At 71.3% G+C, this 8,718-nt stretch carries 7 protein-coding genes and 1 pseudogene; 3 read left to right on the forward strand and 5 right to left on the reverse strand.

Going from position 1 to position 8,718, the window contains the following annotated elements:
* Positions 1 to 1,281: acyl-CoA desaturase (locus J1M40_RS09105; RefSeq protein ID WP_206450719.1), on the forward strand; the 1,281-nt coding region annotated here is incomplete at its 5' end.
* Between the two features lie 40 nt (positions 1,282 to 1,321).
* Here the strand turns inward: J1M40_RS09105 and J1M40_RS09110 are convergent.
* From J1M40_RS09110 to J1M40_RS09120, 3 genes are all read right to left on the reverse strand, one after another.
* Positions 1,322 to 2,218, reverse strand: a complete 897-nt coding sequence (locus J1M40_RS09110) for a sugar ABC transporter permease (RefSeq protein ID WP_205810729.1) — start codon at positions 2,216 to 2,218, stop codon at positions 1,322 to 1,324.
* Positions 2,219 to 2,304: 86 nt separating this feature from the next.
* A complete protein-coding gene (locus tag J1M40_RS09115) occupies positions 2,305 to 3,942 on the reverse strand; it encodes an ABC transporter permease subunit (protein ID WP_020624872.1) in 1,638 nt (545 codons plus the stop codon).
* A gap of 118 nt (positions 3,943 to 4,060) precedes the next feature.
* On the reverse strand, positions 4,061 to 5,383 hold the full coding sequence (locus tag J1M40_RS09120; protein WP_206450720.1) for a maltose ABC transporter substrate-binding protein: 1,323 nt from the start codon (positions 5,381 to 5,383) through the stop codon (positions 4,061 to 4,063).
* Positions 5,384 to 5,723: 340 nt separating this feature from the next.
* Here J1M40_RS09120 and J1M40_RS09125 point away from each other — a divergent pair, with 340 nt between their 5' ends.
* Together J1M40_RS09125 and J1M40_RS09130 are read left to right on the forward strand one after the other, a co-directional pair.
* Positions 5,724 to 6,743: a LacI family DNA-binding transcriptional regulator gene (locus tag J1M40_RS09125; RefSeq protein ID WP_020624544.1), complete on the forward strand. Its 1,020-nt coding sequence runs from the start codon at positions 5,724 to 5,726 to the stop codon at positions 6,741 to 6,743.
* A 13-nt stretch (positions 6,744 to 6,756) separates the two neighbouring features.
* Positions 6,757 to 7,809, forward strand: a pseudogene (locus tag J1M40_RS09130) (ABC transporter ATP-binding protein); the annotation flags it as partial.
* Positions 7,810 to 7,851: 42 nt separating this feature from the next.
* Here J1M40_RS09130 and J1M40_RS09135 read toward each other — a convergent pair.
* Both J1M40_RS09135 and J1M40_RS09140 read right to left on the reverse strand, forming a co-directional pair.
* The gene (locus tag J1M40_RS09135) at positions 7,852 to 8,331 is read right to left on the reverse strand and encodes an SRPBCC family protein (RefSeq protein ID WP_060973835.1); all 480 of its coding nucleotides are present in this window, start codon (positions 8,329 to 8,331) and stop codon (positions 7,852 to 7,854) included.
* A gap of 73 nt (positions 8,332 to 8,404) precedes the next feature.
* A complete protein-coding gene (locus J1M40_RS09140) occupies positions 8,405 to 8,659 on the reverse strand; it encodes a glutaredoxin domain-containing protein (RefSeq protein WP_020624868.1) in 255 nt (84 codons plus the stop codon).
* Positions 8,660 to 8,718: the final 59 nt, after the last annotated feature.

Consider the following 8,718-nt stretch of genomic DNA (forward strand, 5'->3'; position numbering starts at 1 on the left):
ACCCCCAGCCGCACCGGCGCCACCGCCCCGGACGATCTGGCCCTGGCCATCCCCGGCACCACCGTGCGCGGCCGCGCCGCCCGGGTCCTGCCGCAGGACCGCCCCGACACCACGAGCTGGGCTCCCCACACCGCCGAGTCCCGTGCCGCCACGTCCCGCTCCACCGCCGCCGCCACGACGCCGGGACTGCCGGGCGTCGTCGGGAGCCCGGCGGTGCGCCCGCCCGGCGCCGCCCACCTGACGGACGCGCAGGTGGCCGAGCTGGGCCGGGAGCTGGACGCGATCCGCGACGACGTGCTCGCCCGCCGCGGCACCTCCGACGCGGCCTACATCCGCCGCGTCATCCGCTGGCAGCGCCGGCTCGAGCTCGGCGGCCGCGCCCTCCTGCTCAACGCACGACACCCCGCCGCGTTCGTGGCGGGCACGGCCATGCTCACGGTCGCGAAGATCGTGGAGAACATGGAGATCGGGCACAACGTGCTCCACGGCCAGTGGGACTGGATGCGCGACCCGGACATCCACTCCACCACGTGGGAGTGGGACTTCGTGACGCCGTCGCGGGCCTGGCAGAACACCCACAACGACCTGCACCACCGCTGGACCAACGTCGTCGGCAAGGACCGGGACGTGGGCTACAACGTGCTGCGCATGGACGAGTCCGAGCCGTGGCAGCCGCGGCACCTGCTCAACCCCGTGATCAACGCGGGGCTGGCCCCGATCTTCGAGTGGGGCATCGCCCTCTACGACCTCGAGCTGGACCGCGTGCAGAGCGGGGAGAAGTCCCGCGAGGAGCTGATGACGGATCTGCGCTCCGTGGGCGTCAAGGCGGCCCGGCAGTTCGCCAAGGACTACGTGGCCACGCCAGCCGTCGCCGAGGTGCTGACCGGCTCGGGCAAGGCCACGCTCGCGGGCACGCTGCTGGCCAACGGCCTGCGCAACATCTGGGCGCACTCGGTCATCTTCTGCGGGCACTTCCCGGAGGGGGCGGAGACGTTCTCCGAGGAGATGGTGGACGGTGAGACCCGCGGCGACTGGTACGTGCGGCAGATGATCGGCTCCGCGAACATCTCCGGTTCGAAGCTGATGCACTTCATGACCGGCAACCTCTCCCACCAGGTGGAGCACCACCTGTTCCCGGACCTGCCGTCCAGCCGGTACGCCGAGGTGGCGCCCCAGGTCCGTGAGATCTGCGCCCGCTACGGCCTGCCGTACACGACCGGCCCGCTGCTGCGGCAGGTGGGCTCCGCGTGGAAGAAGGTGTTCCGGCTGGCGTTGCCGTGAGGCGGGAGGGGCGGGCGCCCCTCCCACCGCCGTCGTCGGCTCAGCCCTTCACGCCGCCGGCCGTGAGGCCGGAGACGATGTACCGCTGCAGGAACAGGAACAGCGCCATCACGGGCAGGGCCGCCAGCACGGCGCCGGCCGCGAACACGCCCCAGTTCTCGGAGCGGGTCTCCGAGACGTAGCCGTAGAGGCCCACCGCGAGCGTCTGCGCGGACGGGTCCGTGAGCACTACGGAGGCGATCACGAACTCCGAGACCGTGGTGATGAAGGACAGCAGGGCCACCACCGCGAGGATGGGGGTCACCAGGCGCAGGATGATCGAGAAGAAGATCCGCGCGTGCGAGGCACCGTCGAGCTTGGCAGCCTCGTCCAGCGACGGCGGGATGGTGTTGAAGAACCCGTACATCAGGTACGTGTTCACCCCGAGCGCGCCGCCCAGATACACGAGGATGAGGCCGAGCTGCGAGCCGATGCCCAGGACGGGCACCAGGTTGCCGATGTAGGTCAGCAGCAGGAAGATCGCCACCACCGCGAGCAGCTGCGGGAACATCTGCACCAGCAGCAGCGTCAGCAGCCCCACGCGGCGGCCCGTGAACCGCATCCGGGAGAACGCGTAGGCGGCCAGGGCACCGAGGAACACCGTCATCACGGACGTGATGACGCCGATCACCATCGTGTTGAGGAACCAGCGGCCGAAGGGCCGGTTCGGGTCGCTGAACAGGTCCACGTAGTTCTGCCCGCTGAACGAGGAGAACAGCCGGTTCGAGCTCGCCATCGTGCCAGTCGGGTCGAGCGACGCGGACAGCACGTACAGCAGCGGGAACAGTGCGAACGCGCTGGCCAGCACGCCCACCGCGTGACGCCAGCCCAGCTCCCGCATCCAGCGGCCGAACGAGCGGCGGCGTCGTGGCGGGGCCGGGTCCTCCTCCCAGCGCAGCGGGTCCGTCTCCTGCTGCGCCAGGGCGGCGGCGAGGGGCGAGGTCGGGGCGTCCGGCCGGGGCCGTCCGGAATCCTGGGGGATGCTCACTTGTCGATCTCCTCGAGCGCCTTGGTCTGCCGGAAGCTGATCGCCGAGATGGTCGCCACGATCAGGAAGATCACGATGGACAGGGCGGAGGCCAGGCCGTAGTCGCGCCCCACCCCGCTGAACGCCGTCTTGTAGACGACCGTGATCAGCAGGTCTGTGGCGCCGATGTTCGAGCCCGCGTCGGGGAACCGCGGTCCGCCGCCGGTCAGCATGTAGATGATGTTGAAGTTGTTGAAGTTGAACGCGAACGAGGAGATCAGCAGCGGCGCCACCGAGACCAGCAGCAGGGGCAGCTTGATGGAGCGGAAGATGCGCCACGGGCCGGCGCCGTCCATGCGGGCGGCCTCGTCCACGTCCTCGGGCAGGGACTGCAGGGCGCCCGTGGTCACCAGGAACATGTAGGGGAAGCCCAGCCACAGGTTCACCACGAGCACCGACAGCCGGGCCAGCCACGGGTCGGTGAGCCACGGGATGTCCGCGCCGCCGAAGAACACGGTGTTGACGAAGCCGAACTCCGGGTTGAGCAGGCCGGCCCACACGAGGCCGGACAGGAACGCCGGGAACGCGTACGGCAGGATCATCATCACCCGGTAGACCTTCTTGCCGCGCATGTCCGAACGGTTGAAGGCGATCGCCAGCAGCAGCCCGACGGCGAACGTCGTGGCCACGCTCAGGAACGCGAAGGCGAAGGTCCACACGGTGACCCGCAGGAGCGGGTCGCGCAGCTCGGGGTCGGTGAACGCGCGCGTGAAGTTGTCCAGGCCGACGAACACCCGCCAGCCGGTCTGCAGCGTGCTGCCGTCGTCCGCCTGGAACTGGCCCTCGCCGTTGTCCCGGTACTCCACGCCGCTCTCGAGGTCCGTGAAGGTGTCCCGGGCCTCGTCGTACTCCAGACGCGGCGCGTACACGTACCCGCGGGAGCCGTCGCGCGTCTCCAGGGTGCCGTCCGCGGCGTCGTCGCTCAGCGGGACCTTCAGGCGGGCGACCTGGTCCTGACGCTGCAGCAGGTCGCCGAACCGCAGGGTGGTGTACCCCTCCACCCCCACCGGCTCCCCGTCCTGCATCTGGGCCTCGACCGGCTCCAGCGCCTGGTCCGCGCCGCCGAGGACGGGCTCCCCGTCCCGCAGGGTCAGCAGGTAGAGGTCGCCGCCCTCCTCCAGCACCGTGATGTCGTACACCGGGGAGTCCGGCACGCGGATGGAGGAGGAGCGCTGGATGATCTCGATCGCCGCGGCCTTGTCCGAGTTGTGCCCGGCGCCGTAGTTCGTGAAGGCGACGTAGGAGGAGTAGACCACCACGAACACCTGGAACAGCATCAGGAAGAACAGGCCGGGGGCGAGGTACTTGGCCGGCAGGCCGCCGCGGCGCAGGTAGATCCAGTTGATGCCGATCGTGACCGCCAGGGTCAGCGCGAACACCACCCAGTCCCCCGCGGCCGCGAGCTGGAACAGCAGGAACGCCGCGAAGGCGTCCACGAGGCCCAGCAGGACGATCTTGGCCAGCGTGCCGCCGAGGCCCTCGGTACCCCGGGCGTCCGCACGACGACGGCGGCCCGGGCCGGTGCGGCGCGCGGCGTCGTCGAGGGCGGCGGTGGCGGCGTCGGACCGGTCCGACGCGGTGGAAGACGGGCTCATGGTTCCTCATCCGGCCCGAGGGCCTGCCGTGGAAGGGGGGGATGCGCGCCCCGAGGGCGCAGGGCCACGGTCCGCCTCCGGCGTCCCCGCGGGGACGCCGGAGGTGGACCGCGCCGGATCACTGGCCGATGCGGCCCTCGATGTCGGGGATCATCTTCTGCCAGGTCTGGACCGGGTCGCCCTCGCCCTTGATGATGCTCATCTCGGCGCCGCCCCAGAACTCGAACACCGCGCCCATCTCGGGGGCCGCCGGCATGGGGACGCCGTTCTCGCCGATCTCGCCGAACGCCTTCACGGTCTCGTCCGAGGCCGCCTTGTCGAAGGAGGCGGTCAGCGCCGGGGGACGCTTGCCCTCGGCGAAGAGCGCGTCCTGGGCCGCCTCGGTGGAGAGGTAGTTGACCACGAACTCATTCGCGGCCAGCTGGTTCTCGGACTCTGAGGAGACGAAGAAGGCGTTGACGCCCACGAACGGCTGCGCCGGCTGGTCGCCCATGGACGGGATGGCCTCGACCTCGAAGTCGACGCCGGCCGCCTCGGCCTCCTCGATGTTCCACGGGCCGGTGATGAAGTAGGCCGCGTTGCCGGAGTTGAACTGCTCCTTGGCGATGTCCGCGGTCATGTTCGGGTTCAGCACCCCGGACTCGCCGTACTCGGCCAGCTTCTCGGCGAAGGCCTCACCCTCGGGCCCGCCCATGGCCAGCGAGCCGGTGTCGTACGAGCCGTCCTCGGCCTGCTTGAACACGGGGGCGCCCATGGAGGTCTGGAACGGGTACAAGTGGTACGGGTCGCCGTTGACGGCGTCCAGGCCCACCACGAACGGGTACTCGGCCTCGCCGGCGTCGACGGCCTTCCGGCCCTCCGCGATCATCTCGTCGAAGGAGGCCGGGGTGGACTCGGCCAGCTCGGTGTTGCGCAGGATGGCGATGTTCTCCACGGAGTACGGCACGCCCCAGGTCTGACCCTCATAGGTGACGGCCTGCACGGAGGACTCCACGAAGTCGCCGGCTCTCTCGCCCAGCTCAAGGGGCTCGATGGTGCCGTTCTGCACGAGCGAGCCGATCCAGTCGTGGGCGCCGACGATCACGTCCGGGCCCTCGCCCGTGGGGTTCTGGGTGATGAAGTCGTCCTTCATCGTGGAGTTGTCCTTGACCACGAGCTCCACCGTGATCCCGGTGTCCTCCTTGAAGTCCTCCGCCACGGCCTGCAGCGGCTCCTGGCGGTTCTGGTCCACCCACATGGTGATGGTGCTGGCGCCGGCCTCGGAGAGGTCCTGGCTCGGGGACGCGGTGGCCGTGCCCTGCTCGGTGGCGCCGGCCGGGGAGGAGGACGCCGGGGCGGAGGAGCCGCCGCCGCACGCGGTGAGCGCGAGGGCGGAGAACGCCGCGGTGAGGGTCAGGCTGAGCGGGCGGCGGAAGAGGCCGCCGGTCGTCGTCGACTGCATGATGTGCCTTTCACGAGGGGTGGCCCGCGGCATGCGCCGGCCGTTGCGTCGCCGACGTGGGCCCCGCGGTGAGACGGCGCCTGCCCCCGGCGGCTGAAGGAGTCAGTCCCCAGGAGTGTAAACGCTTCCACTGTGATATGCCACACAGAGGTGCGCTCCCGCATGAACACGGGCATGCGGGAGTGGGGGCGGAGGTCAAGACCGGCTGAAACCGGAATGGAAGCGCTTCCACCACCGCGCCTGCCGTGCCGTACTCTGGTGCCACGCATCGACCCCCGGCCCGCCGCCGTCGTGCACCCGCCCCGCCGCAGAACCCCATGAACCGGGAGGAGGACCGCCGATGGTCGGCATCAAGGACGTCGCCCGCATGGCCGGGGTCTCCACCGCCACCGCCTCCCGCGCCCTCACCGGCTCCGGCCCCGTGGCGGCCGCCACGCGCACCCGAGTCCAGGAGGCCGTCGCCACGCTCGGCTACGTGGCGGACTCCGCCGCTTCTTCGCTCGCCTCGGGCCGCACCCGCAACATCGGGCTGGTGACCCCCTCCGTCCACCGGTGGTTCTTCGCCGCCGTGCTCGAGGGCGCCGCGGACGAGCTCGTGCGGCACGGGTACGACCTGACGCTCTACGACGTCGGCCAGGACCCGGAGCGTCGGTCCACGGTCATCTCAGACCTGCTGCCCCGACGGCGGCTGGACGCCCTGATCACCCTCTCGTTCCGGCTGAGCATGTTCGAGCTCGCCGGACTCGAACGCCTCGGCCTGCCCGTGATCGCCGTCGGCGGCCGCCTGCCGGCGGGTGAGACCCTGCCGGACTGGTTCACCGCCGTCCAGGTGGACCACGCCCGCGCCGCACGGATGGCCACCGAGCACCTGCTGGAGCTCGGACACCGGGACATCGCCTACGTGGGCCGCGTAGACGAGGACATCGAGTTCCAGGTCAGCACCGAGCGCACCCGCGGGTTCCTGCACGCCCTCGCCGCCACCGGGGTGCGCACGCCGGCCGACTGGATGGTGCCCGCGGACTTCACCATCGGCGGCACCTACCACCAGGCGCGCGCCCTCCTCGCCGACCCGCGGCGCCGGCCGACGGCGGTCATGTGCATCTCGGACGAGATGGCCATGGGCACGTGGATGGCAGCCCACTCCCTGGGGCTGCGCGTGCCCGAGGACGTGTCCGTGATGGGCCTGGACGGCCACCCCGAGGCCGCCCGCCTGGGCATCAGCACCGTGGACCAGAACCCGCTCGAGCAGGGCCGCCGCGCCGTCCGCCTGGCGCTCGGCGCCCTCGACGGCGCCGCCCACCCCCACCGGATCATGCACCACCTGGCCCTGCGGCCGAGGGCGAGCACCGCGCCGCCGTAGACCGTCAGCCCCGACCCGCCAGTACCCCGGCTCCCCCCGCCCCGCCGTCGACTCCCTCGACCTGGAGATCGCCGACGGCGAGTTCCTCGTGCTCGTGGGCCCCTCCGGCTGCGGCAAGTCCACCTCCCTGCGCATGCTCGCCGGCCTCGAGGAGCTCTCCCACGGCAGCATCCTGATCGGCGACCGGGACGTCACCGATGTGGACCCCAAGGACCGGGACATCGCGATGGTGTTCCAGAACTACGCCCTGTACCCGCACATGACCGTGGCGGACAACATGGGCTTCGCCCTGAAGATCGCCGGCGTCCCCGCGGACGAGCGGCGCCGCCGCGTCGAGGACGCCGCGAAGCTGCTGGACCTGACCGAGTACCTGGACCGCAAGCCGAAGGCCCTCTCCGGGGGCCAGCGTCAGCGCGTGGCCATGGGCCGGGCGATCGTGCGCGACCCGCAGGTGTTCCTCATGGACGAGCCGCTCTCCAACCTGGACGCGAAGCTGCGCGTGCAGACCCGCGCCCAGATCGCCAACCTGACCCGCCGTCTGGGCACCACCACCGTGTACGTGACCCATGACCAGACCGAGGCCATGACCATGGGCGACCGGGTGGCGGTCCTCAAGGAGGGCCGCCTACAGCAGGTGGACACGCCGCGCAACCTCTACGAGCGCCCGATGAACGTGTTCGTCGCCGGGTTCATCGGCTCCCCCGCCATGAACATCTTCCGCATGCCCGCCACGCACGAGGGCGTGCACTGGGGCGAGACGGTCATCCCCGTGCCGCGGGAGGATCTGGCCGACGCCGGCACGGCGGTGGACCTCGGCGTGCGCCCCGAGAACCTGGTGGTCAGCGACGACGCCGCCGGCCTGCCCGTGGAGGTGGACACCGTGGAGGAGCTCGGCGCGGACGCATACGTGTACGGTCACGCGACGATCGGCGGCGAGGAGCGGCTCATCACCCTGCGGACGGTGGGCTACACAGCGCCGGAGAAGGGGTCCGTGGTGCACGTGGTCCCGGACCCGGAGCGCGTGCACCTGTTCCACGCCGAGACCGGCGAGCGACTCAACCGCTGACGGCGGCGCGGGGGGCGCGACGGCGGCGGGCGTCGCCTGCTCTCAGCCCTGGCGCTCGGCGAGGTCCGCGAGCCGGTCGATCGACGCGCGCAGCTGCTCTTCGCCGGTCCGCAGCGCCTTCTGGATGCGCTTCGGGTCGGTGAGGGCGGTCCAGTCATAGGTGTGGGTGACGCGGCAGCCGCCCTCGTCGTCGCCCTCGACCTCCCACCGCCACAGCTGGCCGAACGGCTCCCCGCCGACCTCGGAGGGCTTCCAGGCGATGCGGCGGCCCTCCTCGAACTCGACCACGTGGTTCGCGCGGTCCACGCCCTTCTGCAGGGTCATGACGAACACGTCCCCGACGGCGGTCACCCGCTGCCCGGGGGCGGCCTCGGCCAGGTTGTCGTTGCCGTCCCACTCGGGCTGGCGGGAGGGGTCCGCGATCAGCTCGAAGACGACGCCGGCCGGCGCGTCGACGTGACGGGTCGCGGACACGACGCGGTCCTCGGGGGCGGGCAGGGCGGTCTCGTCGAAGTGCTCCATGGGGAGAGCGTAGACCCCGATGCGCACCCGCCGAGAGCGCCGGCGGGGCTCGCGCCGGGAGCGGCCCCCGACCTCAGATCAGGCCCAGCGCGGTGAGCTTGGCCGCGGTCTCCTCGTTGGTCGGCTCCACCTGGTGGTCGCCGTCGGGGAACACGACCACGGGGATGTTCTTCCGGCCGGAGATCCGCTCGGCGGCATCGGCCTGGGCCGGGTCGGCGACGAGGTCCACATAGTCGTAGGCGACGCCGAGCTCATCGAGCTGGCGCTTGGTGCGCAGGCAGTCTCGGCACCAGTCGGCGCCGTAGACGGTGAGGACGTTCTGACTCATCCGTCCAGCGTACTGAGGGGTGGGATGCTGGGGGCATGCCCGCCCAGCCCTCCCCCTCC

Origin of the sequence: Micrococcus sp. KRD026, assembly GCF_017168445.1 — a bacterium.
In the GTDB taxonomy this organism is placed as follows: Bacteria; Actinomycetota; Actinomycetes; order Actinomycetales; family Micrococcaceae; genus Micrococcus; species Micrococcus luteus.

What these genes read in the sequence shown, in the direction of transcription:
- J1M40_RS09135 (WP_060973835.1), bottom strand. Translation starts at nt 8,331, where the DNA reads ATGGAGCACTTCGACGAGACCGCCCTGCCCGCCCCCGAGGACCGCGTC.
- J1M40_RS09140 (WP_020624868.1), bottom strand. Translation starts at nt 8,659, where the DNA reads ATGAGTCAGAACGTCCTCACCGTCTACGGCGCCGACTGGTGCCGAGAC.
- J1M40_RS09115 (WP_020624872.1), bottom strand. Translation starts at nt 3,942, where the DNA reads ATGAGCCCGTCTTCCACCGCGTCGGACCGGTCCGACGCCGCCACCGCC.
- J1M40_RS09120 (WP_206450720.1), bottom strand. Translation starts at nt 5,383, where the DNA reads ATGCAGTCGACGACGACCGGCGGCCTCTTCCGCCGCCCGCTCAGCCTG.
- J1M40_RS09125 (WP_020624544.1), top strand. Translation starts at nt 5,724, where the DNA reads ATGGTCGGCATCAAGGACGTCGCCCGCATGGCCGGGGTCTCCACCGCC.